General features: G+C 66.8%; 27 protein-coding genes. 15 read left to right on the top strand and 12 right to left on the bottom strand.

Annotated elements, in window-relative coordinates:
• Positions 1–56 precede the first annotated feature (56 nt).
• Together MRY80_RS07070 and MRY80_RS07065 are read right to left on the bottom strand one after the other, a co-directional pair.
• On the bottom strand, positions 57–875 hold the full coding sequence (locus tag MRY80_RS07070; protein ID WP_293289643.1) for an urease accessory protein UreD: 819 nt from the start codon (positions 873–875) through the stop codon (positions 57–59).
• Positions 876–907: 32 nt separating this feature from the next.
• Positions 908–1,825: a rhodanese-related sulfurtransferase gene (locus tag MRY80_RS07065; RefSeq protein ID WP_293289405.1), complete on the bottom strand. Its 918-nt coding sequence runs from the start codon at positions 1,823–1,825 to the stop codon at positions 908–910.
• A gap of 182 nt (positions 1,826–2,007) precedes the next feature.
• Between MRY80_RS07065 and MRY80_RS07060 the strand changes: the two genes are divergently transcribed.
• Positions 2,008–3,438, top strand: coding sequence for a sensor domain-containing diguanylate cyclase (locus MRY80_RS07060; protein ID WP_293289403.1), 1,431 nt, complete (start codon positions 2,008–2,010; stop codon positions 3,436–3,438).
• 56 nt (positions 3,439–3,494) lie between these two features.
• Here the strand turns inward: MRY80_RS07060 and MRY80_RS07055 are convergent, their stop codons facing one another.
• Positions 3,495–4,232 (bottom strand): hypothetical protein, encoded by a 738-nt coding sequence (locus MRY80_RS07055; protein ID WP_293289401.1) that lies wholly within the window; start codon positions 4,230–4,232, stop codon positions 3,495–3,497.
• Positions 4,233–4,515: 283 nt separating this feature from the next.
• Between MRY80_RS07055 and MRY80_RS07050 the strand changes: the two genes are divergently transcribed.
• Together MRY80_RS07050 and MRY80_RS07045 are read left to right on the top strand one after the other, a co-directional pair.
• Complete coding sequence (locus MRY80_RS07050) at positions 4,516–5,430, top strand: N-acetylmuramidase domain-containing protein (RefSeq protein ID WP_293289399.1); 915 nt, start codon at positions 4,516–4,518, stop codon at positions 5,428–5,430.
• Positions 5,431–5,569: 139 nt separating this feature from the next.
• Complete coding sequence (locus MRY80_RS07045) at positions 5,570–6,205, top strand: 2-dehydro-3-deoxy-phosphogluconate aldolase (protein ID WP_293289397.1); 636 nt, start codon at positions 5,570–5,572, stop codon at positions 6,203–6,205.
• Positions 6,206–6,288: 83 nt separating this feature from the next.
• Here MRY80_RS07045 and MRY80_RS07040 read toward each other — a convergent pair whose 3' ends face one another.
• Positions 6,289–7,395: a TRAP transporter substrate-binding protein gene (locus MRY80_RS07040; RefSeq protein ID WP_293289396.1), complete on the bottom strand. Its 1,107-nt coding sequence runs from the start codon at positions 7,393–7,395 to the stop codon at positions 6,289–6,291.
• Between the two features lie 261 nt (positions 7,396–7,656).
• On the opposite strand from MRY80_RS07040, the gene MRY80_RS07035 reads away from it, so the two are divergent.
• The 4 genes from MRY80_RS07035 (at position 7,657) to MRY80_RS07020 (ending at position 10,272) form a co-directional block, all read left to right on the top strand.
• Positions 7,657–8,415 (top strand): gamma-glutamyl-gamma-aminobutyrate hydrolase family protein, encoded by a 759-nt coding sequence (locus MRY80_RS07035; protein ID WP_293289394.1) that lies wholly within the window; start codon positions 7,657–7,659, stop codon positions 8,413–8,415.
• Between the two features lie 104 nt (positions 8,416–8,519).
• A complete protein-coding gene (locus tag MRY80_RS07030; protein WP_293289392.1) occupies positions 8,520–8,891 on the top strand; it encodes a hypothetical protein in 372 nt (123 codons plus the stop codon).
• Positions 8,892–8,966: 75 nt separating this feature from the next.
• Positions 8,967–9,470: an RNA polymerase sigma factor gene (locus tag MRY80_RS07025; protein ID WP_293289390.1), complete on the top strand. Its 504-nt coding sequence runs from the start codon at positions 8,967–8,969 to the stop codon at positions 9,468–9,470.
• A 25-nt stretch (positions 9,471–9,495) separates the two neighbouring features.
• Positions 9,496–10,272 carry an anti-sigma factor gene (locus MRY80_RS07020; RefSeq protein WP_293289388.1) on the top strand — a complete coding sequence of 259 codons (777 nt, stop codon included), beginning with the start codon at positions 9,496–9,498 and terminating at the stop codon, positions 10,270–10,272.
• Positions 10,273–10,287: 15 nt separating this feature from the next.
• On the opposite strand, the gene MRY80_RS07015 is transcribed toward MRY80_RS07020, so the two are convergent.
• Positions 10,288–11,250 (bottom strand): LysR family transcriptional regulator, encoded by a 963-nt coding sequence (locus MRY80_RS07015; RefSeq protein WP_293289386.1) that lies wholly within the window; start codon positions 11,248–11,250, stop codon positions 10,288–10,290.
• Between the two features lie 141 nt (positions 11,251–11,391).
• Here MRY80_RS07015 and MRY80_RS07010 point away from each other — a divergent pair, with 141 nt between their 5' ends.
• Positions 11,392–13,053: a GMC family oxidoreductase N-terminal domain-containing protein gene (locus MRY80_RS07010; protein WP_293289384.1), complete on the top strand. Its 1,662-nt coding sequence runs from the start codon at positions 11,392–11,394 to the stop codon at positions 13,051–13,053.
• A gap of 26 nt (positions 13,054–13,079) precedes the next feature.
• On the opposite strand, the gene MRY80_RS07005 is transcribed toward MRY80_RS07010, so the two are convergent.
• From MRY80_RS07005 to MRY80_RS06980, 6 genes are all read right to left on the bottom strand, one after another.
• Complete coding sequence (locus MRY80_RS07005; RefSeq protein ID WP_293289382.1) at positions 13,080–13,502, bottom strand: hypothetical protein; 423 nt, start codon at positions 13,500–13,502, stop codon at positions 13,080–13,082.
• Positions 13,503–13,581: 79 nt separating this feature from the next.
• Positions 13,582–13,995: a hypothetical protein gene (locus tag MRY80_RS07000; RefSeq protein WP_293289380.1), complete on the bottom strand. Its 414-nt coding sequence runs from the start codon at positions 13,993–13,995 to the stop codon at positions 13,582–13,584.
• A 474-nt stretch (positions 13,996–14,469) separates the two neighbouring features.
• Entirely contained in the window at positions 14,470–15,456 is a 987-nt protein-coding gene (locus tag MRY80_RS06995; protein WP_293289378.1) for a 2-hydroxyacid dehydrogenase, read from the bottom strand.
• Between the two features lies 1 nt (position 15,457).
• A complete protein-coding gene (locus MRY80_RS06990; protein ID WP_293289376.1) occupies positions 15,458–16,483 on the bottom strand; it encodes a LacI family DNA-binding transcriptional regulator in 1,026 nt (341 codons plus the stop codon).
• Positions 16,484–16,608: 125 nt separating this feature from the next.
• Positions 16,609–17,004 carry a GNAT family N-acetyltransferase gene (locus MRY80_RS06985; protein ID WP_293289374.1) on the bottom strand — a complete coding sequence of 132 codons (396 nt, stop codon included), beginning with the start codon at positions 17,002–17,004 and terminating at the stop codon, positions 16,609–16,611.
• Complete coding sequence (locus MRY80_RS06980; RefSeq protein WP_293289372.1) at positions 17,001–17,519, bottom strand: MarR family transcriptional regulator; 519 nt, start codon at positions 17,517–17,519, stop codon at positions 17,001–17,003. Before MRY80_RS06980 ends, MRY80_RS06985 begins: the two co-directional genes overlap by 4 nt.
• 125 nt (positions 17,520–17,644) lie before the next feature.
• On the opposite strand from MRY80_RS06980, the gene MRY80_RS06975 reads away from it, so the two are divergent.
• From MRY80_RS06975 to MRY80_RS06965, 3 genes are all read left to right on the top strand, one after another.
• On the top strand, positions 17,645–18,991 hold the full coding sequence (locus tag MRY80_RS06975) for an 8-oxoguanine deaminase (RefSeq protein WP_293289370.1): 1,347 nt from the start codon (positions 17,645–17,647) through the stop codon (positions 18,989–18,991).
• Complete coding sequence (locus tag MRY80_RS06970) at positions 18,991–19,806, top strand: creatininase family protein (protein WP_293289368.1); 816 nt, start codon at positions 18,991–18,993, stop codon at positions 19,804–19,806. The genes MRY80_RS06975 and MRY80_RS06970 overlap by 1 nt, the downstream gene beginning before the upstream one ends.
• Positions 19,807–19,931: 125 nt before the next feature.
• The gene (locus MRY80_RS06965) at positions 19,932–20,243 is read left to right on the top strand and encodes an EthD family reductase (RefSeq protein WP_293289366.1); all 312 of its coding nucleotides are present in this window, start codon (positions 19,932–19,934) and stop codon (positions 20,241–20,243) included.
• A 34-nt stretch (positions 20,244–20,277) separates the two neighbouring features.
• Here MRY80_RS06965 and MRY80_RS06960 read toward each other — a convergent pair whose 3' ends face one another.
• Entirely contained in the window at positions 20,278–20,649 is a 372-nt protein-coding gene (locus tag MRY80_RS06960; RefSeq protein ID WP_293289364.1) for a hypothetical protein, read from the bottom strand.
• 194 nt (positions 20,650–20,843) lie between these two features.
• On the opposite strand from MRY80_RS06960, the gene MRY80_RS06955 reads away from it, so the two are divergent.
• The 4 genes from MRY80_RS06955 to MRY80_RS06940 all read left to right on the top strand — a co-directional run bounded on the left by MRY80_RS06955 (position 20,844) and on the right by MRY80_RS06940 (position 23,703).
• The gene (locus MRY80_RS06955; RefSeq protein WP_293289362.1) at positions 20,844–21,929 is read left to right on the top strand and encodes a GTP-binding protein; all 1,086 of its coding nucleotides are present in this window, start codon (positions 20,844–20,846) and stop codon (positions 21,927–21,929) included.
• Between the two features lie 4 nt (positions 21,930–21,933).
• On the top strand, positions 21,934–22,299 hold the full coding sequence (gene imm45 / locus MRY80_RS06950) for an Imm45 family immunity protein (RefSeq protein ID WP_293289360.1): 366 nt from the start codon (positions 21,934–21,936) through the stop codon (positions 22,297–22,299).
• Positions 22,300–22,317: 18 nt separating this feature from the next.
• Complete coding sequence (locus MRY80_RS06945) at positions 22,318–23,292, top strand: WD40 repeat domain-containing protein (RefSeq protein WP_293289358.1); 975 nt, start codon at positions 22,318–22,320, stop codon at positions 23,290–23,292.
• Positions 23,293–23,421: 129 nt separating this feature from the next.
• Positions 23,422–23,703, top strand: a complete 282-nt coding sequence (locus tag MRY80_RS06940) for a type II toxin-antitoxin system RelE/ParE family toxin (protein WP_293289356.1) — start codon at positions 23,422–23,424, stop codon at positions 23,701–23,703.
• Positions 23,704–23,707: the final 4 nt, after the last annotated feature.

Genomic DNA, 23,707 nt, shown 5'->3' with positions numbered 1-23,707 from the left:
TAACAATCAGTATATCCGGTCAAGCCCGCCGGGTGCTACGACGCGGTCGCGGGCCTCTACAGGTGCCAGACTTTCGGCAGGGTCTGACCGTCAAGAAACAGGGCGAGGACCGGCAGCAGGCGCTGGCGCAGGGCGAAGCCGGAGGGCGCTGCGAGGCGGATCACGATCTTGCCCTTCGACGCTTCGCCGATGCGGCTGGCGCCGCCCGCGCCGTCGCCGATCAGCGTACGGGCGCGCGCGACGGCCAGGTCGAGGGTTTCGGCGTCATCGGGCAAGACGGCGACGAGCGTCGCCACCGCGCGGTTGCCGCCAAGTGCCGCCGGGCAGGCGAAGTCGCGGTCGGGGGAAATGTCGAGGCGCAGGTCGTCGGCATGGATGAGCGCGTCGCCGCGCCGGATGCGCCAGCGGTCGTGGAAGACGCCGGTGGAGACGGTTTCGCCCATCGCCTCGCGCCCAAGCAGCAGCGTCTCCAGGCCGACGAAACGGGCGCCCTCGTCGAGCGTCACGTCGATGGTGCGGCGGAAGCGGCCGCGATCGAAGAGGATCGTTTCCTGGGGCAGCCAGAAGAGGCTCGCCTCGGTGCCGACACGGACCGTGGAGGTCTGGACGCCGACGCCCTCGCTCGACTTGTAGACGCGTTCGCAGGCCTGGGTGGTCACGACGGTGCGGGTGCCGGGACCGGCGGCAAGCGTCCAGTCGAGCGTGTCGCCGCCGGTGATGCCGCCGGCGGTGTTGATCAGGACCGCTTCCAGCGCGTCGCCATGGGTCTTCGGGACGCGGATCTTGGCATTGCCGGCCTGGCGCAGCCGATCGATGCGGGTGCGGCCGGCGAGCGCCTTGACGGTCAGCAGGCCCTCGCCGTGGGAGCGCTGCATCGGCGCGGCGGCGGGAAGGGGCGGTGCCACCGTCAAGTGCCGAGATGCTTCTCGCCGCGCTTCTTCGCCAGGGCGATCTGGCGCTGGCGTTCGGCGTAGCGGGCGCGGTCGTCCTCGGAGCGGGCGTCGTGGCAATGCGGGCAGGAGACGCCCTCGACATAGGTCTCCGACTGCGTTTCCTCCGGCGTCAGCGGATGGCGGCAGGCGCGGCAGAGCGTGTAGTCGCCCGGCTCGAGCCCGTGACCGACGGCGACGCGCTCGTCGAAGACGAAGCAGTCGCCATGCCAGAGGCTTTCCTCGGCCGGCACGTCTTCCAGATATTTCAGGATGCCGCCCTTGAGATGGTAGACGTCCTCGAAGCCAAGCGACTTGACGAAGGCGGTCGCCTTCTCGCAGCGGATGCCGCCGGTGCAGAACATCGCGATCTTGCGGCCCTTCAGTTCATTGTCGTGGCGGCGCACCCAGTCCGGGAATTCGCGGAAAGTCTTGGTCTGCGGATCGACGGCATTCTCGAAGGTGCCGATCGCGTATTCGTAGTCGTTGCGGGTGTCGACCACGATGGTGCCGGGATCGGAGATCAGGTCGTTCCAGTCGTTCGGAGCGACATAGGTGCCGACGATCCGGTTGGGATCGGTGCCCGGCACGCCCATCGTGACGATCTCCTTCTTCAGACGCACCTTCATGCGCAGGAAGGGCGGCGTGTCGGCCCAGCTCTCCTTGTGCTCGAGACCGGCGAATTCCGGCTGGGCATGCAGGAAGGCGAGCAGGCGGTCGATGCCCTCGCGAGAGCCGGCGACCGTGCCGTTGATGCCTTCGGAGGCGAGCAGCAGCGTGCCCTTCAGCCCGGCGTCGAGACAGACGGCCTCCAGTTCGGGCTTGAAGGCTTCGTAGCGGCCGAAATCGGCGAAATGGTAGAGTGCGGCGACGATATGGGGCGGCTGGTTTTGCATCCCGTTCGGTTACTGCCGTTGGGCAGGCGAGGCAAGAGGCGAGGGTGCCGGTATGCCGCCTGCAACCAGTGCGAATGCCAGCCATGCGCCAAGGACGCTATCCTTTTGCGGCCGCCCCCGTTAAGGAGCACTACAAGATCTTACCTAGCGTTATTTCTACCGGGGGAATTCGGTTGACAGCAATGGCATACACGCAGTCCGGGGCGACCGGAACGGGATTCCGGTCGCAGTTCGGACCGCCGGTCGCGATGGCCCTCGTCATCTTCGCGGCATGCCTGTTCGGCATCTCCACGCGACCGATCGGCTTCCTCGCCACGGTCTGGCCGGCAAACGCGATCATGCTGGGGCTTCTCATCCGCATGCCGGGAACCGCGACCGCGCTCGGTTGGGCCGGCGCCGCGCTTGCCTATCTCGCCGCCGACCTCTTGACGGGATCCAGCCTGCCGAAGGCCCTGATCCTCAACGGCGCCAATCTTGCCGGCGTCGCCGCCGCCTATATGGTCTATGCCCGACTGCCCGACGGGATGACCCGGCTCGAAAAGCAGACGTCGATGCTCTGGCTGGTGATCGCCTCGGCGGCGGCGGGCGCGGCGGCGGGCCTGTTCGGGGCCCTCGCCAATCCGCTCCTGTTCGACGGCGGCGCCGTGGCGGGCTGGACGTTCTGGTTTGCGACCGAGCTCGTCAATTACATGGCGTTTCTGCCCGTCATCCTCCTGGCGCCCGCCCCGACCCACAACGATCCGGCGTCGGGCTACAGCTGGTCGCTCGGCGGGTGGGCCAATCTCATGCCGGCCGCGGCGCTGGTCGCGTCGTGTGCGCTGGCGCTGCTGATCGGCGGGCCGGGTGCGATCGCCTTTCCGGTTCCGGCGCTTCTTTGGTGCGGGCTCGTCTATTCGGTGTTCCGAACCTCCGTCCTGGTCCTGCTCTATGTGCTGTGGACGCTGATCCCGATTTCCGCCGATCTTATCGGCAACCCGGCCGTCTATGACGAGATGTCGCTGGTTTCGGCGCGGCTCGGGATCGCGCTCGTGGCGATGGGGCCGATCATGCTCGGCATCGTGACGGCCAGCCGTGCGCGGCTTCTCGGCCGGCTGAGGCACCTCGCCGCGCATGACCAGCTCACCGGAGCGAGCAGCCGCGCGGCCTTTGCGCAGGACGTCCAGGAGCAACTGTCGGTGAGCGGAAGCGGCTGCGCGCTGATGATGATCGATCTCGACCGCTTCAAGGCGGTGAACGACACGTTCGGCCATGCGGCGGGCGACGAGGTGCTGATGGCTTTCGCCGAGCGGGTGAGGCGCTGCCTGCGCAAGGACGACCTCTTCGGCCGGCAGGGCGGCGAGGAGTTCGTGGTCTTCGTCGCGGACAGCCTGGAGGTGGACGCGATCGCGGAGAGGATCCGCGTCGCGGTCAACAGCGCTCCCGTGACGTTGAACGACGGCCGGGCGGTGGAGATCACCGCGAGCATTGGCCTGCTCGTCTTCGGGCGGCCGACGGCAGCGTCCGTCGATGCGTTGCTCGTGGAGGCGGACGCGCTGCTCTATCGCGCCAAGAACAATGGCCGGGACAGGGTCGAGCGCGCGGCCGCCCAGGTGGCGTCCATTCCGCAAGGCTGATCTCGCGGGCGCTCCGGGCAAGGCCCGGTTTGTCAAAGAAAACAGTGTCGCGCCGCTCACGACGTGTCGGCGGTCTTCGTCGCGTGGAGCGCGAGGGAATGGCATTCGCGCAGGATCTCGTCGATCGCATGGCGCGGTCTTCGCCGGTGACCCGGCGGCCGTCCCGGACGCATCGGCAGGAACCGCCGGGTGCGTCCGGCGTTGCGCCGCGCCCGCCAGCGGACGAGGCGGCGGGCCTGATCGTCGATCGTGTCGAGCGTGCGCTTTAACGCCTGCAGGCGACCGAAGAGGTGGCGCGCGCTGACCGGATCGTCCGGCGAGGGGATATGCAGTTCAGGCAGCGGGCGGGGCTCGGACAGGCCGAGCACGGTGAAGCGCGGAAAGGTCTTCGCATAGCGCCGCGGCGGCGTTGCGCGGTAGGGGCTGAGCGGATCGAGCAGGGAGACCGCCCGCGGCGCGTCGCCGCCTGACCGAACGACGGCCCGCGCGGTTTTCGCGGACGTGTGACGCGACGTCGGACGATAAGGGCGTTTCAGCTCGACCGGCTTTGACGCGGGGCGGTCGCGCCCCGGTCGATCGGGCGGGGTTTCGAGTTCATGCGCGGCGATGATGACGAGGCGCCGGACGGCGGCCTCGGCGGGACGCAGCAGGCGCAGGATCCGCTTGTGCAGGAAGCGCGGCAGGGTGGGGTGGGCGTTGTCGCGGGCTTCGTCCAGCCCGACCATGGCAAACAGCGCCGCGACGATGCGCAGAAGCGCCTCGCGATTGCGTTCGACTGCCAGGGCCCAGTCCATCTCGCTTGCCGTCCTTCCTGCCTTCGTCTCGTCAAATGCGGCAGGTCTCCGGAGGCCTGCGCGGATGCCGATCGAGGATAGGCGAGGCCGGAGAGCGGTGGACAGACTTTGTCGGGTGCGGCGTCGGCGGCATGCGCGGTTCCGGCCCGAAATCTCAGGCTGCATCGCACCTTCGCTCGTTGGTCCGTCCTTCAGGGCGGCGTGACGGCGCGTGCGGTTCATCCACCCCGCGCGGGTCGCTCGCAGACTGGTCGCTTCGAAACCGACAGCGACCGGGTGAGACATGTTTTCAGAGGAAACGATCAGGCACATCGAGGCGACGGCGCGGGAGGCGGGGCTGGAACCGGCCGCGCTGCTGGCGATCGCGGAGGTGGAATCGGGCGGGCGCGCCTTTGCCATGGTGGAGGGGCGGCCGGAACCGCTGATCCGCTTCGAAGGGCACTATTTCGACAGGCTCGTCGATGACGCCAAGCGCGCCGACGCGCGGGCGAAGGGGCTGGCCTCGCCGACCGCCGGCGCGGTGAAGAACCCGGCGTCGCAGGCGGCGCGCTGGCGGCTGCTGGAGGCGGCGACGGCAATCGACCGCGACGCGGCGCTGCAATCGGTCTCCTGGGGGATCGGCCAGGTGATGGGCGCGCACTGGAAGGCGCTGGGTTATGCCTCGGCGGAGGCGCTGGTGGAGGAGGCGCGCTCCGGCGCGGGCGGGCAGACGAGGCTGATGCTGCGGTTTCTGCAACGAAACGGGCTGACCGACGTCATCCGCGCGCATGACTGGGCGACGTTCGCACGGGCCTATAACGGGCCCGGATACCGGACGCATCGCTATGACAGCCGGATCGCCGCCGCCTATGCGCGCCATGCGCGCGGCGCAAAAGCGCCGGCCGGCGGAGCCGTGCTGAGGCGGGGCGACGGGGGCGAGACGGTGGCCGACCTGCAGCGCATGCTGACGGCGACCGGCTATCCGCTGGCGCCCGACGGGCGGTTCGGACCGGCCACGGCGCGCGCGGTGGAGCGCTTCCAGTCGGACCTCGGGCTTGCCGTCGACGGGATCGTCGGACCGCAAACGCGGGCGGCGCTGGAAACGGCGGTGGCCGGGCGGCCGGTGCCGCGCCGCCTCCTGCGGCTGATCGCGGCGATCCGGCCGATGCTGGGCGTCATCGCCCGGGTTGTCCGGATGCGGGCTGGACGGGCGGCCTAGATCGGTTCACGCTTGGGGCAGGCGCGGCGAGGATTTCACCCGTCCGATCCGCGTTTTTGCGATTTTCCCGATTCCGTCACGAGCAGAATTGCTCTAAACCGATTTAAAACGCCAGGCGAACTCCAGCGAGGATCGATCCATGCCGCAAAACACCGAAGCGCTTCTTCCCATCATGACCGGCCAGAGCGTGATCCCCGTGATCGTGCTCGAGGATGCAGAGGCCGCTGTGCCGATGGCGCGGGCGCTTGTCGCAGGCGGCCTGCCGGCGATCGAGATCACGCTGCGCACGGCCGCGGCGCTGGAGGCGATCCGCCGCGTCGCCGCCGAGGTGCCCGAAGCGCTGGTCGGCGCGGGCACGATCCTCAATGCGGGTCAGTTCGACGAGGCGGTCGAGGCCGGCTCGAAATTCATCGTCAGCCCGGGCCTGACGCCGGAACTGGTCGATGCGGCGGAGGGAAGCCCGGTGCCGCTGCTGCCCGGCGCGGTGACGTCGAGCGAGATCATGGCGGCGCTGGAGGACGGCTATTCGCTGCTGAAGTTCTTCCCCGCCGAACAAGCCGGCGGCGCGGCCTATCTGAAGTCGCTCTCCTCGCCCTTCGGCGGGGTGAAGTTCTGCCCGACGGGCGGCGTGTCGGCGTCGAACGCGGCCGATTACCTGGCGCTGCCGAACGTCTTGTGCGTCGGCGGCTCCTGGGTCGCGCCAAAGGACGCGGTGGCGGCCGGCGACTGGGACCGGGTGACGGCGCTCGCCAGGGAGGCGGCGGCGCTGGCGTAGATCGCTACACGTCAAACTAAAGACATGAAAAAGCCCGGGACGGCGACCGTCCCGGGCTCTTTTTGTTGCGAATGCAGGTCGGCCTAGAGCTTGCCGGCGCGCTGCTGCAGCATCTGGAACGTGTCGAAATTGTATTCCGTCAGCTGGAACCACAGGTAACCGTCGCGACGATAGGCCATGTAGGAATCGTGCAGTTCCTTGAAGTTCGGGTTGGCAGCCGAGATTTCCGCGTAGGTCTCGGTGGCCGCGTCGAAGCAGGCTTCCAGGATCGCCTGGCTGTAGGGGCGCAGCTGCGTGCCCGATGCGGCGAGTTCCTTGAGCGTCTTCGGGTTGCGCGTGTCGTAGCGAGCCATCATGACGTTGTTGGCCATGGCCGACGCGTCCTTGACGATGCGCTGGTAGCTGGCCGGCAGCTCGTTCCACTTGTCCAGGTTGATGAAGTTGTGGACGCAGACGCCACCTTCCCACCAGCCCGGATAGTAGTAGTACGGCGCGACCTTGTTGAAGCCGAGCTTGGCGTCGTCATAGGGGCCGACGAACTCGGCGCCGTCGATGGTGCCCTTCTCGAGCGCCGGGTAGATGTCGCCGCCGGGCAGGCCCTGCGGGACGACGCCCAGTTTCTCGATGATGCGGCCGCCGAAGCCGCCGATGCGGAACTTCAGGCCCTGCAGGTCTTCGACCGTGTTGATTTCCTTGCGGAACCAGCCGCCCATCTGGGCGCCGGTGTTGCCGGCCGGGAAGGCGATCGTGTTGTAGCCCTGGTAGAACTTGTTGAGGAGGTCGATGCCGCCGCCCTCATACATCCAGCCATTGGTCATGCGGGCGTTCAGGCCGAACGGGATGCCGGTGCCGATGCCGAAGGCTTCGTCCTTGCCCCAGTAGTAGTAGGAGCAGGTGTGCGACATTTCGACGGTGGCGTTGGAGACGGCGTCGAGTGCCTCCGGCATGCCGACGATCTCGCCGGCGGCGAAGACCTGGATGTTGAAGTTGCCGTCGGTGGCTTCCTTCACCGCTTCGGCGAAGACTTCAGCCGCGCCGTAGATGGTGTCGAGCACTTTCGGGAAGCCCGACGTGCAGCGCCACGTGATCTTCGGCATGGATTGGGCGATGGCAGGCGCAGCGAGGGCGGTTGCCGCAGCAGCGCCGGCGCCGACCGCGCCGGTTTTCTTGATAAACGAACGACGATCCATAAGATCCTCCCAGATGGTGTCATGACGAGCCCGCGCAGCCTCCGCTTCCTACGAAGCCTCCACGGCGATGCTCGCGGTGCACCTTACAGTTTTGCCTTTGCCTGTCCAGCGTTGCGGAATGGTAGAACTACGACAATTGGTCAATTTTTTTGTCCAGTTGGCGCCGTAGCGTCAGGAAGGCCGGAAGACAGGGCAAAACATGCCCGTTGCGTCCCGGCTCGGCGGCGATGCATAAGGTGGGCGATCAAAGGAGCACCATCCATGCAGCCCATCGTCGCCGTCGTCGCGGATGTCCGCGATTTCGACAATTACCGCTGGCATTGCACGCCGCAGACCTATCTGGAGGCGGCGCTGTCGGTGGCCGGCGTCGTGCCGATGATCCTGCCGGCCTTCGGCGAGCGGATCGACTTCGCCTCGCTGGTGACGCGCGTCGACGGCGTGCTCCTGTCGGGTTCGCGCTCCAACGTGCATCCGCAGCATTTCGGCATCGCCTCGACGCCGGAGCACGAGCCGCATGACGAGGAGCGCGACGCGACGGCGCTGCCGCTGATCCGCGCGACACTGGACGCCGGCGTGCCGCTCTTCGCGATCTGCCGCGGCGTGCAGGAACTGAACGTGGCGCTGGGCGGCTCGATCGCGCATGAGATCCAGACCCGCGAGGGGACCTTCGACCATCGCGCGCCGGTGAGCGACGACCAGGACGTGCGCTTCCGCCTGACCCACGGGATCGACGTCAAGCCGGACGGCTGCCTGGCGGGCATCGTCGGCGACACGCGCATCGAGGTGAACTCGCTGCACCGCCAGGCGATCGACACGCTGTCGCCGCGCCTGCAGATCGAGGCGACGGCCGATGACGGCACGGTGGAGGCGGTCTCGGTACGCGACGCGGCCGGGTTTGCCGTCGGCGTGCAGTGGCATCCCGAATACTGGGCGCGCACCGACCGGCCGTCGGGGGCGCTGTTCAGGGCCTTCGGCGAGGCGGCGCGGACCCGCGCGCAGGGTCGCGCCCGCGCGGCCTGAGAAAAATCCGTCGCGGGCGGGAATAAATCCGCGGGCTTGCGTGTCCAACACCACGAGAACGGCAAGAGCGCCGTTTTCGTTCGACACGATCAAGGGAGTTCCCGATGAAGACCGCATTTGCCACCGCTGCCACCTTCCTGCTTCTCGCCGGCATCGCCGCCGCCGCGCCCGTAACGACGGTTTCGACCGCCAGCGGCGACGTGCTCGCCGGCGAAAACGGCATGACGCTCTACACGTTCAAGAACGACGCCGAGGGCGTTTCCAACTGCAATGGCGGCTGCGCCGCCAACTGGCCGCCGCTGTTTGCGGAAGACGGCGCCATGGCCGAGGGCGCCTATTCGGTGATCACCCGCGCCGACGGCACCATGCAGTGGGCCAAGGACGGCATGCCGCTCTATTTCTGGGTCAAGGACGAGAAAGAGGGCGACATCACCGGCGACGGCTTCAACGGCGTGTGGGACCTTGCGCGTCCCTGACCCTCTGACACGCCGGCAGGCGGGCGGAAACGCCCGTCCGCGCGCCTCCCTCATCCCCCCGATGGGAGGCGCGCGATGAGCCGTTTCGAGACCGACGTGCTCGCGGTGCTGCCACGCCTGAAACGCTATGCCCGCAGCCTCGCCCGCGACGCGTCGGATGCCGACGACCTCGTCCAGGACTGCCTGGAGAAGGCGTTCGCGCGGCGCGCGAGCTGGCGCGGCGACAATCTGCAAAGCTGGCTGATGACGATCCTCACCAATCTCAACCGCAACCGCTTGCGCAAGGCCGGCACGACGCCGGCGATGGTCGATATCGACGACGCACAGGCGGTGGAGAGCGGGCAGGCATCCGCCGACCCGCTGGAGCGGGACCGGATCGTCGCGGCGCTGGACCGGCTGCATCCCGATCAGCGCGCCGTGCTGATGCTCGTCGTCGTCGAGGGCTACGCCTATGGCGAGGTGGCCGAGATGCTGGACATCCCCCTCGGCACGGTGATGTCGCGCCTTTCGCGGGCGCGGCGCATGCTTGCAACCATCCTTGAAGGCCACAATATCGTGGCATTCCGGAGAACCCCATGACCATCGCCCGAATGAGCGACCTCCCATGAACACCAAGCCGGACAGCGCCATTACGGAAGCGGACCTGCACGCCTATGCCGACGGCCTGCTGGCGCCGGACCGCCGCGCCGCCGTGGAAGCGCATCTCGCAGACAATCCCGACGCGGCCGCCGAGGTGGCCAACTGGCAGGCCCAGAACGCCGCGTTGCGCGACGCCTTCGGCGCGACACCCGCCGCCGACGCTGAAGACCAGGCGCTGATCGAGGCGCTCGGCCGGCAGCGGCCGCAGCGCTTCGGCCGGCTGGCGATCGCCGCGGGGTTCGCGCTGTTTTTCCTGGCCGGCGGCGGGGCGGGAAGCCTGATCACGGCGGGCCTTCAGCGCGGCGACGCGATCGCGGTGGCGCAATTGCTGCCGCAGGCCTCGAAGACCAATTATCTCGTCTATGCCAGCGAGGTGCGCCATCCCGTCGAGGTGGACGCCAGCCAGGAGGCGCATCTGGTCGGCTGGCTCGGCGCGCGGATCGGCAAGACGCTGGCCGCGCCGGACCTGTCGGCGCGCGGTTATGCGCTTGTCGGCGGGCGGCTGGTGCCCTTCGCCGAAAAGCCGGGCGCCATGCTGATGTATGAGAATGCCGAGGGCGATCGCGTAACGATTCTCATCGGCGTCAATCCGGACCATCACGGCACGGAATTCCGCTTCGACGAGACCGATGGCGTTTCGACCTTCTTCTGGGCCGACAACGGCTTCGCCTATGCGATGTCGGGTGCGGTCGGTCGCGAGGCGCTGCTCGGTCTCGCGCATGTGGTCTACGCGCAGAACTGAGGGACGGCCGCCGCCTTACGGACCGTCGGCGCGCGCGGCATCGCCCGCATGGGCGTGCCAGATGCCGTCGAGGATCTCGAACGCGCATTCCACCCTCGGGTCGCTGCCGCGCGTTTCGAGCGCAAGGAAGCAGAGCGACGTCTCGATGGCGGCCTGATCGGCGACTACGAGGCCGTGGCTCTGTTTTTCATGCAGGGCGATGGAATCGCGGCACAGGCTGATGCCGACGCCGGAGCGCACCATCGCCAGCATGGAGGGTTCCTGGTCGACAAGGGCGACGATGTTCTGCTCGATGCCGCGGTCGGCGAAGACCGAGCGAAGCAGCCGGTTGTGCGCAGAGGCTGCGGGGGTGCCGATCCAGGGCAAGGAGGCAAGCCCCGACCAGTCCTTGCCGACGACCCGCCTTTCCCAGCCGGCCGGCGCGATGACCCGGTAGACGAAGCGCGTCAGGTCCATGCGCCGGAAGCGGGGCTCGTCCAGAGTGCTGTCCGGCTTGTCGAGGCGAATATGCTGGCCGGGGTCTCCGAGAAAGAAGCCGACATCGATCTCGTCACGCAGCAAGCGGTCGCACACCTCGCCGCTCATGCCGTGGACAAGTTCGGTCTCCAGTTCGGGATAGTCTTCGACGAGGGCGGCGAGAAACTGGCCGAGACGGGTGAAGTCCGGGTCGAGAATGGTGCCGATGCGCAGCTTGCCGCGGATCGTGCCGGTCATGCGCCGCGCCGTCTGGCTGAGATCCGACAGCGCCGAGAAGACCTGCTCGGCCTTGACCAGCAGGGCCTCGCCGTCCTGCGTCAGGCGAAGCCCCTTCGGGGTGCGCCGGAACAGGGTCAGGCCGGTATCCTCGGCGAGCCGCTTCAAGTGAACGCTGACGGCCGGCTGGGTGAGATGCAGGATGTCGGCGGCGCGCGACACGTTGCCTTCATGGGCAACGGTCAGGAAGGACCGCAGAACTCTCAGGTCGGGATATGTGTCCATATAAAGGGAATTTATAATAGAGCGCGCCAATCGTCATTGGATTTTTGCCGTCGCCGCGCGGTAATTCGGGTCCGTCTTCAGATGGGGCCCGAAAACGGCCCATTGCGCGCCCAATGTCGTGGGCCGGGAGGAGGGGAAACGATGACGGATCATCGGTTCGATTTTATAATCGTCGGGGCAGGCACGGCCGGTTGCCTGCTGGCCAACAGGCTGAGCCGGGACCCGTCGAACCGGGTCCTGCTGCTCGAAGCCGGCAAGGACGACCGCTATCCGTGGATCCACATTCCCGTCGGCTACCTCTATTGCATCGGCAATCCGCGCACAGACTGGCTGTTCAGAACGGAACCCGATCCGGGGCTGAACGGCCGGTCGCTGCTCTATCCGCGCGGCAAGACGCTGGGCGGCTGCTCGGCCATCAACGGCATGATCTACATGCGCGGGCAGGCGCGCGACTATGACGGCTGGGCGGAGATCACCGGCGACGACAGCTGGAACTGGGAGAACGCGCTTCCCTATTTCATGGCGCATGAGGACCACTACCGTCTGGACGACGGCGCCGATCCCGTGACCGGCGACAACAGCCTGTTTTCCGACATGCACGGGCGTGGCGGCGAATGGCGGGTGGAAAAGCAGCGGCTGCGCTGGGACGTGCTCGAAGCCTTCGCGGATGCCGCCGAAGAGGCGGGGATTGCGCGCACCGACGATTTCAACACGGGCGACAATGCCGGCGTCGGCTATTTCGAGGTCAACCAGCGCTCCGGCTGGCGCTGGAGCACGGCGAAGGGCTTCCTGCGGCCGGTGCGCAATCGCGCCAACCTGACGGTATGGACCGAGGCGCAGGTCGAACGGCTGGAATTCGAAACCACGGGGAGCGGCGCGAGACGCTGCGCGGCGGCGGTGGTGCGGCGGGGCGATCAGTCCGTGACGGTGCATGCCGACCGCGAGGTGATCCTGTCGGCCGGCGCGATCGGCTCGCCGCAGATCCTGCAATTGTCGGGCGTCGGGCCGGCGGCGCTGCTCAAGCAGCACGGCATCGACGTGGTGCTGGACGCGCCGGGCGTCGGCGACAATCTGCAGGATCATCTGCAGATCCGCTCGGTCTACAAGGTGAAGGGCGTCCAGACGCTCAACACGCTGGCCAACAGCCTGGCGGGCAAGGCGAAGATCGGACTGCAATATGCATTGACGCGGTCCGGCCCGATGAGCATGGCGCCGAGCCAGTTGGGCGCCTTCTCGCGCTCGGATCCGGACAGGCCCCACGCCAATGTGGAATATCACGTTCAGCCGCTCAGCCTGGAGGCCTTCGGCGAGGACCTGCATCCCTTTCCGGCGATGACGGTGAGCGTGTGCAACCTCAACCCGACCAGCCGCGGCCATGTGCATATCCGCTCCGGCCGGTTCGACGACGCGCCGGCGATCGTGCCGAACTACCTGTCGACCGACGAGGACAGGCGCATCGCCGCCGATAGCCTGCGCCAGGCGCGCACGATCATGGCCAGGCCGGCGATGGCGAAGTTCGAGCCGGAGGAGTGGAAGCCCGGCGTGGAATTCCAGACCGACGAGGAACTGGCAAAGCTCGCGGGCGACATCGCCACCACGATCTTCCATCCCGTCGGGACGACGCGGATGGGCGCCGACGACGATGCCGGCGCGGTGGTCGATTCCCGCCTTCGGGTGCGCGGCGTCGAGGGGTTGCGGGTGGTCGATGCCGGCGTGATGCCCCTGATCACCAGCGGCAACACCAATTCGCCGACGCTGATGATCGCCGAAAAGGCCGCGCGCTGGATCCTGGCGGCCGCCTGACCGACGCGGCCGCGCGGGTGGCGCGATCAATCCTTCGAGGGTGATTTCCGATCGTCGACGATCGGTTCGCGCGCGGTCCAGAAACGCTCGACCTTGTGCCAGAAGCGCAAGGACTCCGGCTTCAGGAACGGCACGAACTGGTCGGGCGTCGTGCCGTCGTGCAGGTTGGTGTTCTGCAGATCCTCCAGAAAGCCGACGATCGCCGCGTCATGCACGTAGCGGTCGCCTTCCAGGATCCAGCGTTCGACGACGGCGAAGATGGCGGTGAGCTCGGTTTCGCGGCCTTGCCGCATCAGCGCGGAGCATTCCGCGACGAGATCGCCCATAAGCAGGTAGCAGGGCAGACCCTTCGGGTGGTCGGCCCATTCCGCGCGGAACGTCTCCCATCGGGGCCGAAAGCCGGGATGAGCCTCAAGCAGCGGTTCGAAGAGGGTTTCGCGCGTCAACATCGTCAGTGCGTCTCGACGTCGGCCTGGCCGGTGCCCGCGCCGAGGGCCGTGCGCGCGGGCGGCTGGCGCCCGCCGGCGCTCAGAAAGCCTCGAAGGACAGCGACAGCGCCTTCGGCTCGACGACGTCCCAGCCGAACTGGTCCTTGGCCGACAGCCGCATCAGCACCTTGCCGGTGTGGTCGGTGATGCGAACCTTGCCGGTTTCGGTGTCCTGCCAGGCGCGGGCGGTCAGCAGTTCCTTCGGCATGCCGCTGCAATGGCCCGGCTCGACGCGGTGGACGTCATAGCCCTTGGCGCGGTGCAGCGCGACGATGCAGGTGCGATTATGGGCATGATCGACGACCATGAAGCGGTCGGCCTGGCGAAGCGTGTCGATGGAGGCGGTGGTCGTCTTGTCGATGCCCGGCTCGGCGATGCCGTAGCCAACGGTCAACATCGCCGCGACGCCCAGTATGGCGGCTCCGTTTATCCAGTGGGTGTAAGACTTCATCATCGCCCGTGTCTCCCGTGCAAGTTGCGGCGAGTATGAGCGGCCATGGTTAATGCACGGCTAACGGGAGCGTGAAGATTTTCGATATCGGAGGAGATGCGGTGGGGGAGCGGGGAGGCAGGCGATTGCTGCTGAGTGTTCAGCGACCGGTTCTTGGCGGTCGTTCGTGGCTTCCGCGCCGAATGATCGTTTTGAGCCCATTCAATACATTCGTCGCAACTTACTGGGTGGTCGCTTCTGTCTATTGAAGACGACTGCTTTTGTAGCTGGAAAGCGTAGTCAATCGGATCGCCACCACTCATCATGCAAACAGCGTCCGTCTTTGCGTCAGCTATTGAAAAAAGACCGAAATAACTGCCGTTCGCTGGCAGCCACTGCGAACGTAAACGGTACGCCACCTCTCCCCTTTCACACGCGCGGCAACTCGCGGCGGAACGTGCGCGATCTCTCCCGGCATGTCCGGGTCATCCGCCCGCTTCAGTTTGCGCCGTGCTTTGTCAGGTGGCGCGCCTCCGGCACCGGCGTGACGGCTTCGCCCTTTTCGAACCACGCGACCAGATTGTCGGCGACGAGGTCTCCCATGGCGGCGCGGGTGGGGACGCTGGCGGAGCCGATATGCGGGGTGAGGAAGGTGTTCTCCATGGCGATCAGTTCGGCGGGGACGTTCGGCTCGTTCTCGAACACGTCGAGGCCGGCGGCCGCGATCGTGCCGGATTGGAGGGCGGCGATCAGCGCCTGTTCGTCGACCACCGTGCCGCGGCCGATATTGACCAGGACGCCGTTCGGCCCGAGCGCTTCCAGCACCTCGGCATTGACGGCGTGGCGGGTCTCCTCGGTGCCGGGCACGACGCAGATCAACGTGTCGACGGCGGTTGCCAGTTCCTTCAGCGAGGCGTGCCAGGGATAGGCGACATCCTGCGCCGGCTTGCGGTTGTGGTAGTGGACCGGAAGGCCGAAGCCCTCGATGCGGCGCGCCACGGCCTTGCCGATGCGACCGAGGCCGAAGATGCCGACGGTGCGGCCGCGCAGCGACAGGAGCGGGACCGGGAAGTTGCCGTCCTTCGCCCAGCGGCCGTCGCGCACCCAGGCGCCGGCGCGGTCGAAGCGGCGCAGCGTGTTGAGCAGAACGGCGAGCGCCGTGTCGGCGACTTCCTCGTTGAGCACGTCCGGCGTGTGGGTGACGCAGATCCCCTTCTCGATGGCGTGCAGCGAGGGCACCGGATGATAGCCGACGCCGAAATTGGAGATGATCTGCAGCGCGGGCAGGGCGTCGATGATCGGCACGTGCTGAGGGCCCAGCAGCGCCGCCATGCCGGTGATGCGCTCGCGCTTGTCGGCCGGAATCAACGCCGGGTCGGGCGTGTCCATGAGGACGGCGTCGAACGTGTCGACGATGCGCTCATAGGCGCGCGGGTAGAAATTGGCGGGCATGAGCACGCTGACGGATTTCAGATCTTGCGGCATCTCAGGCGCGTTCCTTCACCGGCGAGGTCGATTGGCGGATGTGCAGTTCGGGGCGGATGAGTTCGAGCGTGCCGGAATTGTCGCGCACGCCGTCGATGCGGTCGAGCAGCGCGCGGGCGGCGCGGCGGCCGACTTCCGGCTGGCCGTTCCAGACGGTGGTCAGGGCAGGCGTCGCGATCGCGGCCTCCTCGAGGTCGTCATAGCCGGTCACCGAAATGTCGATGCCGGGGATCAGGCCGGCGCGGCGGATGCCGTTCATCAGGCCGATGGCGACGAGGTCGTTCCAGCAGACCGCGGCGGTGGGCTTGTCGGGCAGGGCGAGGAATTCGCCCGACGCCTCGAAGCCGGCCTGCTTGGTGCGCGGCCCGGGGATGCGCCATTCGGGCTTGGCCGGCAGTTCCGCCTTCTGCATGGCGAGCAGATAGCCGCGATAGCGGTCACGGCCGGTGGACGTCTCGTCGGTGCCGCCGATCATGGCGATGCGCTTGTGGCCGAGCGAGATGAGATGGCGGGTCGCAAGGCCGATGCCGAAGGCGTCGTCGCCGCGAAACACCGGCAGGCTCGCCTCCGGGATCGAGCGGGCGATCAGGACGACCGGCAGGTCGTTGCGCGAGACGAGGTCGACATCCTCCATCGGCGTGCCGATCGCGGGCGACATGATGACGCCGTCGGCGCCGAGCTGCATCAGCGTGTCGAGGAAATCGCGCTGCTTGTCGACATTGTCGTAGTGGTTGGAGAGCAGGAAAGTGTGGCGGGAGCGGTCGAGCTCGGTCTCGATCGCCTTGAGGATCTCGCCGTAGAACGGGTTCATGATGTCGTGGACGACGACGCCGATGATGCCCGACTTGGAGGTGCGAAGACTGGCGGCGCGGCGATTGTAGATGTAGCCGATCTGGCGCGCATGGGCCTTGATCCGCTCCTTCGTCGCTTCCGCCACCAGCGGACTGTCGCGCAACGCCAGCGACACGGTCGCCGTCGAAACGCCCAGCGCCTCGCCGATGGTGGATAGCTTGATCTTCTGCGCCACCGATGTCCCCCTCTTCTTTTTGTTTTTTAAAGAATTTAAACTACTTTAAAATCCGTGCGACGCAAGGGCAAAGGCCGGCGGGCGACGACGCGCATGCGCCGGGAGGGCTTAATCGATGGTCAGGCTCATGCCAATGGAGGCGGGGCGGTGGGCCGAAACCCGAATTGCGCGTATAGGTTGCGCGCCTCGCCGTCGGCGATCAGGCTGACATAGGCGCCGGACGGTGCGTTGCGGCGCAGATGGTCGGTCAGCGCGGCGACGATGCGCTTGCCCAGGCCGCGCTTGCGGTGGCCGGGATCGACAGCGATGTCGGTGATCTGGAAGAAACAGCCGCCGTCGCCGACGATGCGGCCCATGCCGATGCAGGTTCCGTCGTGAAGGATGCGCACGGCGAAGATCGTGTTCGGCAGGGCGATGCGGGCGGCTTCCAGGCTGAAGGGGCTGAGGCCCGCGACCGCGCGAAGGCGGACGAAGTCCTCCGCCGAGGGCGGGCCCTCGGCAAGCGCATAACCGTCGCTCACGCCTTGGTCTCGGTCGTCTTCTTCTTCTTGCCGGCGGCGGGCTTCTTTTTCGGCTTCTTCACCTCGGGTTCGCCGAGATTGGCCTCGATCTTGGCGAGGATCTTGGCAAGCTGCTTGCGTTCCTTCTTCTTGACGCCGTCGAGGGCGCGCATCTCGGCGTCGCGCACGGCCTTCTGCATTTGTTCGAGCACGGCGCGGCCATCTTCGGTGAGCCAGACATGGATCTGGCGGGCGTCCGTTTCCGACGGGCGGCGCTCCAGGAAGCCCTGCTCGGCCAGGCGGGTCACGGTCTTGGTGACGGTGGGCGGCTTGACGCCGAGCGCGGTGGCGAGCTGACCGAGCGTCTGGCCGTCCTGCGCGGACAGCAATTCCATGACGCTTTCCTGGCCGGCATAGAGCCCTGTCGCCTGGAGGAGCTTCGCCATGTGTGTGCGGCCGATGCGGGCGGCGTTCTGGAGGCTGGCCAGAAGCTTGGTGACCTCTTCAGCCTCCTTCTCGATGTAATAGCGATTCATGGGAGAGTAATAAGCCGACGAAAGAAATGAGGTCAAGAATCGGCCTGCGATGACCGGTCGCGCAAGGGTCGTTTGCATCGGAATGCAAAGGCTTTAAGGATGGTTCGATTAACAGGATCGACCCGATGACCGAGGCCGTGAAACCGCTCTGGCTGAAAAACCCTCTCGCCATTCTCGCCGACGGTGCGTCGGGGGGCGTGGTGATCGCGGACGGCCGCATCACGGAACTCGTGCCGGCCGGCGGAACGCCGCAGGCGCAGTGCACGGTTTTCGACGCGTCGCGGCACGTGGTCCTGCCCGGCCTCATCAACACGCATCACCATTTCTACCAGACGCTGACGCGCGCCCATCCGGCGGCGATCAACCGGGAACTGTTCGACTGGCTGACGGCGCTCTACCCGATCTGGGCGCGGCTCGGACCCGACGGCCTGCGGCTGGCGACGCGGCTGGCGCTGGTCGAACTGATGATGTCTGGCGTCACCTGTTCGTCGGACCATCACTACGTCTTTCCCGCCGGGCTGGAGGACGCGCTCGACATCCAGGCGGAAGAGGCGACGGCGCTCGGCATGCGCATGGTGCTCAATCGCGGCTCGATGAACCTGTCGAAGAAGGATGGCGGGCTGCCGCCGGATTCCGTCGTGCAGGACCACGACACGATCCTCGCCGACTGCGAGCGGGTGATCGCGAAGTATCACGACCCTTCGGAAGGCGCGATGCTGCAGGTCGCGCTGGCGCCGTGCTCGCCCTTCTCGGTGACGCGCGAATTGATGCGCGACACCGCGACGCTGGCGTCGAAATGCGGCTGCGCGCTGCACACGCATCTGGCCGAGACGCATGACGAGGACGCCTTCTGCCGCGAGAAGTTCGGCTGCCGGCCGGTCGATTACCTGGAGGATTGCGGCTGGCTGGGCGACAGGACCTGGCTGGCGCATGGCATCCATTTCGACGACGGCGAGATCGCCCGGCTCGGTGCGGCCGGCGTCGGCGTCAGCCATTGCCCGACCTCCAACCAGGTTCTCGCCTCGGGCCTCTGCCGGACACGCGACCTGGAGGCGGCGGGCGTCAAGGTGGGGCTGGGCGTGGACGGGTCGGCGTCCAACGACAGCTCCAACCTGATGGAAGGCGCGCGCCACGCGCTGATGCTGAACCGCATCCGCTACGATGCGACCGTGACGCATTTCGACGTGTTCCGCTGGGCGACATCGGGCTCGGCGGCCTGTCTCGGCCGCGACGACATCGGCGAGATCGCGGTCGGCAAACAGGCGGATTTCGCGCTGTTCACGCTCGACGAACTGCGCTTTTCCGGCGCGCATGATCCGCTGGCGGCGCTGGTGCTGTGCGGCGCCCACCGCGCCGACCGGGTGATGATCAGGGGCCGGTGGACCGTCGAGGACGGCATGCCGGTGGACATCGACATCGACAGGCTGCGTCACGAGCACGGCGCGGTGGCGAAACTGTTCGCCGAGGCGTGATGGACGGCAAGGACAACGGGCAGGCCAGGCCGAAACGCATCCGCCGCCGCGTGGCGACGCTGCCGGAGCGCGCGCCCGCCGACGCGGCAAAGTGGATCGCGGTGCTGCCGCTGGGCGCGACCGAACAGCACGGGCCGCATCTGCCGTTCGAGACCGACAGCCTGATCGCCGAGGCGGTGGTCGAGAGGCTGATCGCCCGGCTGCCGGATTCCGCGCCGGTCGTGTTCCTGCCGGTGGAGGAGGTCGGCTATTCGCCCGAACACATGCATGTGGAAGGCACCGAGACGCTGACCTGGAACGAGGCCGTCCGCCACTGGATCGGGATCGGCGAACAGGCACGCCGCTCCGGCATACGGAAATTCGTCATGCTGAACGCCCATGGCGGCAATTCGCCCTTGATGACGATCGTGGCGACCGAGTTGCGCACGCGCTTCGACATGCTGGCGGTGGCGACGAGCTGGAGCCGCTTCGGCTTGCCGGACGGCGTGATGAGCCCGGAGGCAAAGCATCTCGACATCCATGGCGGGCTGATCGAGACCTCGGTGATGCTGGCCATCCACCCGGACCTGGTGGAGATGGACAAGGCCGGCGACTTCCCGTCGCGCCAGGACGACTTCATCCGCGATTACGCGCATCTGCGCGCCTACGGCCCGCACGCCTTCGGCTGGACGATGGAGGACCTGTCCGAGATCGGCGCGGTCGGCAATGCCGCTGGCGCGTCCGCCGAGATCGGCGAGCGGATCCTCGATCACGCCGTGAGCGGCTTGCTGCAGCTCTTGAAGGATGTGGAGAAACATCCGGGATTTGGCGGCTGAACCCGAGTCGCGCGCAGCAATTCCCACATGGTGAGAAAATCACGCGCCAATATTGACCGGCGCCGTTCCGCGGTTATCCTGCCGGTGTCAGGGCCGCGCGCCCTGATTTTTTTCGGGAGGAACGAATGGCAGTATCGGTACAGGTGATCTATCCGATCGTGGAAGGCACCACGTTCGACTATGACTATTATGCCGACAAGCACATGAAGCTGGTCGACGAGACCATGGGCCCGCATCTCCAGTCGATGGTGGTGACGAAGGGGCTGGCGGGCGGCGGCCCGGACGCGCCGCCGGATTTCTTCGCGGTGGCGACGTTCATCTTCGCGGACGACGCGGCGATGAAGGCGGCCCTGGCGAAGAGCGGCCCGCTCGGCGAAGACCTCGCCAATTTCACGACGACTGCGCCGAAGTTCCTGATCGGCGAGGTGATCGCCTGACGCGGACCCGCGTCAGGCATTTTTGCGAGCAGCCTCAGCCGGCCGGCGTCGCCTTGACGACGGTGAAGGTGTGCATCTTGCCGTCGTGGCCGGAGACGGACACGTATTCGCCGCGGTTGAAGGCGTGCTCGCCGAGACGGAAGCCGGTTTCCTCGTCTTCGTCGTCGTCGAAATCGTAGTCGAAGACCCAGATGCCCTTCTTGTGGCGCTCCAGATAGCCGAGTGCGGCCGTCTCGCCGTCCCAGAAGCGTTCCACCGTGCAAGCCTCGGGATGCTTCTTCCACTCCGCCGCGTCGATCTTCATGTCGTCGCCGAGCGGCAGGACGAGTTCGTAGCCACGGCGCGGATTGCCCTCCGGGAAACCCGGTTCGCGGGCCATTTCAAGGCGGACATGATAAAGCGGCATCGTGCTTCTCCCGTGAGATTTTCCGGCCGACGATCGCGGCCGGTTTTTTGTGGCGTCCGATTTCGCACCGATCCATCGGACGATCAACCGGTATTTCAGCGCAGGGCCGCCGCTTCTGCGTCAAACGCCTGTGGCGGGGCGGGCGGCGATTGCCTATATGCGGTGGAGACAGACAAGCCCATTTCGAGGCCACAATGAGCGAACAATCCATCCCCGTCACCGTGCTGACCGGCTATCTCGGCTCCGGCAAGACCACCCTCTTGAACCGTATCCTCACCGAAGACCACGGCAAGCGCTATGCCGTGATCGTCAACGAATTCGGCGAGATCGGCATCGACAACGACCTGATCGTGGAATCCGACGAGGAAATCTACGAGATGAACAATGGCTGCGTGTGCTGCACGGTGCGCGGCGACCTTGTGCGTGTGGTCGAGGGGTTGATGCGCCGGCCGGGCCGTTTCGACGCCATCGTGGTGGAGACGACCGGGCTTGCCGATCCGGCGCCGGTGGCGCAGACCTTCTTCATGGATGACGACGTGCGCGAGAAGACCCGGCTCGACGCCGTGGTCGCGCTGGTCGATGCCAAGCACCTGCCGCTGCGGCTGAAGGACAGCCGCGAGGCCGAGGACCAGATCGCCTTCGCCGACGTCGTGCTCCTGAACAAGACCGACCTCGTCTCGGAAGAGGATCTGCACGGGCTGGAACACACGATCCGGGCGATCAATCCGCATGCGCGCATTCACCGCACCGAGCGTTCCAACGTGGCGCTGAAGGACATCCTCGACCGCGGCGCCTTCGACCTGCAGCGGGCGCTGGCGAGCGATCCGCATTTCCTCGACCATGATCACCCGGACCACGCCTGCGGACCGGATTGCGATCACGATCACGACCATCACCACGATCACGGACATGATCACGGGCACGGACATCACCACCACCATCATGGCGACGGAGACCATCATCACGACCATGGCGGCATCCACGGCACGACGATCCAGTCGGTCTCGCTGCGTGGCGGGGAGGTGGACCCGCGCAAATTCATGCCGTGGATCCAGAAGATCTCCCAGCTCGACGGGCCGAACATCCTGCGCCTGAAGGGGATCATCGCGTTTCCGGACGATCCGCAGCGTTACGTGGTGCAGGGCGTGCACATGATCATCGAGGGCGATCACGAGCGCGACTGGAAGGACGGCGAGAAGCGCGAGAGCCGCATCGTCTTCATCGGCCGCGAGCTCGACCGCGAGAAGCTGGAGCGGACCTTCGCGGCCTGCGCGGCCTGACCGCATGGAACCCGTCCCGCTTATGTCGATGCGCAACGACGCGCTGTGGTGCGGCGACGTGATCCGGCTGCCGTTCAACTATGCGACCGGTCCGGGTTCGGCGCCGGTGGACCTGATGGTCTACGATCCGATCGATGTCGGCTGCGGCCTCGGCGTCATGACCGTCACGGGCGGCAAGGCCGGGCGGACGCTGTCGATCTTTCCGGAGGCGAGTTGCCCGGGCGGGACGCGGTCGCTGTCGCTCGACTGGCTGCGCGCCAATTGGGACACGTGGTTCGTCTACGGCCACAACGAGCTGACGCCGATCCCGATCTCGCAGGTGGTGGTTCTGAAGAACGAGTGCTACGAGATCGTGCCTCGCAAGGACTGAAACCGGAAAATCGCTGCCATGCCCACTGTCGCTCCGCTTGATCTCGACGGCTACTGCCTGTTCGCCGGATTTCTCGAGGACACGCCGGTCTTCGCGCTGGCCGACGGCGTCGTGCACCGGCTCGACGGCGGCGACCGGCCGACGGCCATGCATGACGGGCTGACCTGCGCGACGGTGTCGCTCGACGGCAAGACGCTGATCACCGGCGGCGAGGACGGGCTGGTCAAGCGCATGGACGCGGCCGGTGCGACCGAAGAGGTCGGCTCGGCTGGGCGCAAATGGGTGACGACGGTCGCCGCGGGGCCGCAGGGCGCGATCGCCTGGGCGGCGGGCAAGCAGGCCTGGGCGCGGCTTGCCGACGGCACGGTGAAGGAGTTCGCAGAGGAACGCTCCATCGAGGGGCTTGCTTTCGCGCCGAAGGGCTTGCGGCTCGCGACGGCGCGTTACAATGGCGGCACGCTGCACTGGGTGATGACGGCGGGAAAGCCGATCGACCTGGATTGGAAGGGCGCGCACATGGCCGCGACCTTCTCTCCGGACGGCAAGTATTTCGTCACGACCATGCAGGAAAACGCGCTGCATGGCTGGCGGCTCGACGACATGAAGCACATGCGCATGTCGGGCTATCCGGCCAAGGTGAAGGACTGGTCGTGGTCGATGAAGGGCAAGTGGCTGGCGACGTCCGGCGCTCAGGGCGCGATCGTCTGGCCGTTTACCGGCAAGGACGGCCCGATGGGCAAGGCGCCGCTGGAATTGGGCGTGCGCGGCGATTCCATGGCGACAGCCGTCGCCTGCCATCCGCAGGAAGACATCGTCGCGGTCGGCTATGCCGACGGCATGGTGCTGGCGGTGCGCTTCGCCGACGAGAAGGAAGTGCTCCTGCGCCGTGGCGGCAAGGGGCCGATCTCGTCCATGGCCTGGGACAAGGACGGCTACCGCGTCGTCTTCGGCTCGGAGGCCGGCGATTGCGGCGTGATCGACATCCGGGGGTAGGCCGGTTTCTTGTTCAGGTATGTATCACTCAGTGATACAATCTTGTTGATGCCTGTATCGCTCCATGATACAAGTCCTGTGAACTCGGGTGCCGGTCGAAGCCGGTGACATCGCGGGAGGCGTTCTGGCTTGATCGTCGGTTACAGCGACAGGCGAACCGAGACGGTTGCGGGCGGCCGATGTCCCAAAGGGTTTCCGGCCGAGATATTCCGAGTGGCGTTGCGCAAGCTCGCGATGCTGGAGGCTGCGGTGCAACTGGACGATCTTCGTTCGCCGCCGGGCAACCGGCTGGAAGAGCTGAAAGGCGATCGCGCGGGCCAGCATTCGATCCGGATCAACAGCCAATGGCGTATCTGTTTCATCTGGACGCCTGCCGGGCCGGACCGGGTCGAGATCGTGGATTATCATTGAGAGG

Origin of the sequence: Oricola sp. (assembly GCF_022763245.1) — a bacterium.
GTDB lineage: Bacteria > Pseudomonadota > Alphaproteobacteria > Rhizobiales > Rhizobiaceae > Oricola.
This window is presented reverse-complemented; position numbering and strand designations above follow the sequence as displayed.

Coding starts and splice junctions, on each gene's coding strand:
- MRY80_RS06995 (WP_293289378.1), bottom strand. CDS start 15,456: ATGCCGCAAGATCTGAAATCCGTCAGCGTGCTCATGCCCGCCAATTTC.
- MRY80_RS07060 (WP_293289403.1), top strand. CDS start 2,008: ATGGCATACACGCAGTCCGGGGCGACCGGAACGGGATTCCGGTCGCAG.
- MRY80_RS06960 (WP_293289364.1), bottom strand. CDS start 20,649: ATGCCGCTTTATCATGTCCGCCTTGAAATGGCCCGCGAACCGGGTTTC.
- MRY80_RS07040 (WP_293289396.1), bottom strand. CDS start 7,395: ATGGATCGTCGTTCGTTTATCAAGAAAACCGGCGCGGTCGGCGCCGGC.
- MRY80_RS07020 (WP_293289388.1), top strand. CDS start 9,496: ATGAACACCAAGCCGGACAGCGCCATTACGGAAGCGGACCTGCACGCC.
- MRY80_RS07010 (WP_293289384.1), top strand. CDS start 11,392: ATGACGGATCATCGGTTCGATTTTATAATCGTCGGGGCAGGCACGGCC.
- MRY80_RS07065 (WP_293289405.1), bottom strand. CDS start 1,825: ATGCAAAACCAGCCGCCCCATATCGTCGCCGCACTCTACCATTTCGCC.
- MRY80_RS06945 (WP_293289358.1), top strand. CDS start 22,318: ATGCCCACTGTCGCTCCGCTTGATCTCGACGGCTACTGCCTGTTCGCC.
- MRY80_RS07015 (WP_293289386.1), bottom strand. CDS start 11,250: ATGGACACATATCCCGACCTGAGAGTTCTGCGGTCCTTCCTGACCGTT.
- MRY80_RS07025 (WP_293289390.1), top strand. CDS start 8,967: ATGAGCCGTTTCGAGACCGACGTGCTCGCGGTGCTGCCACGCCTGAAA.
- MRY80_RS06955 (WP_293289362.1), top strand. CDS start 20,844: ATGAGCGAACAATCCATCCCCGTCACCGTGCTGACCGGCTATCTCGGC.
- MRY80_RS07045 (WP_293289397.1), top strand. CDS start 5,570: ATGCCGCAAAACACCGAAGCGCTTCTTCCCATCATGACCGGCCAGAGC.
- MRY80_RS07005 (WP_293289382.1), bottom strand. CDS start 13,502: ATGTTGACGCGCGAAACCCTCTTCGAACCGCTGCTTGAGGCTCATCCC.
- imm45 (WP_293289360.1), top strand. CDS start 21,934: ATGGAACCCGTCCCGCTTATGTCGATGCGCAACGACGCGCTGTGGTGC.
- MRY80_RS06980 (WP_293289372.1), bottom strand. CDS start 17,519: ATGAATCGCTATTACATCGAGAAGGAGGCTGAAGAGGTCACCAAGCTT.
- MRY80_RS06970 (WP_293289368.1), top strand. CDS start 18,991: ATGGACGGCAAGGACAACGGGCAGGCCAGGCCGAAACGCATCCGCCGC.
- MRY80_RS07035 (WP_293289394.1), top strand. CDS start 7,657: ATGCAGCCCATCGTCGCCGTCGTCGCGGATGTCCGCGATTTCGACAAT.
- MRY80_RS07055 (WP_293289401.1), bottom strand. CDS start 4,232: ATGGACTGGGCCCTGGCAGTCGAACGCAATCGCGAGGCGCTTCTGCGC.
- MRY80_RS06975 (WP_293289370.1), top strand. CDS start 17,645: ATGACCGAGGCCGTGAAACCGCTCTGGCTGAAAAACCCTCTCGCCATT.
- MRY80_RS07050 (WP_293289399.1), top strand. CDS start 4,516: ATGTTTTCAGAGGAAACGATCAGGCACATCGAGGCGACGGCGCGGGAG.
- MRY80_RS06965 (WP_293289366.1), top strand. CDS start 19,932: ATGGCAGTATCGGTACAGGTGATCTATCCGATCGTGGAAGGCACCACG.
- MRY80_RS07070 (WP_293289643.1), bottom strand. CDS start 875: ATGCAGCGCTCCCACGGCGAGGGCCTGCTGACCGTCAAGGCGCTCGCC.
- MRY80_RS07000 (WP_293289380.1), bottom strand. CDS start 13,995: ATGATGAAGTCTTACACCCACTGGATAAACGGAGCCGCCATACTGGGC.
- MRY80_RS07030 (WP_293289392.1), top strand. CDS start 8,520: ATGAAGACCGCATTTGCCACCGCTGCCACCTTCCTGCTTCTCGCCGGC.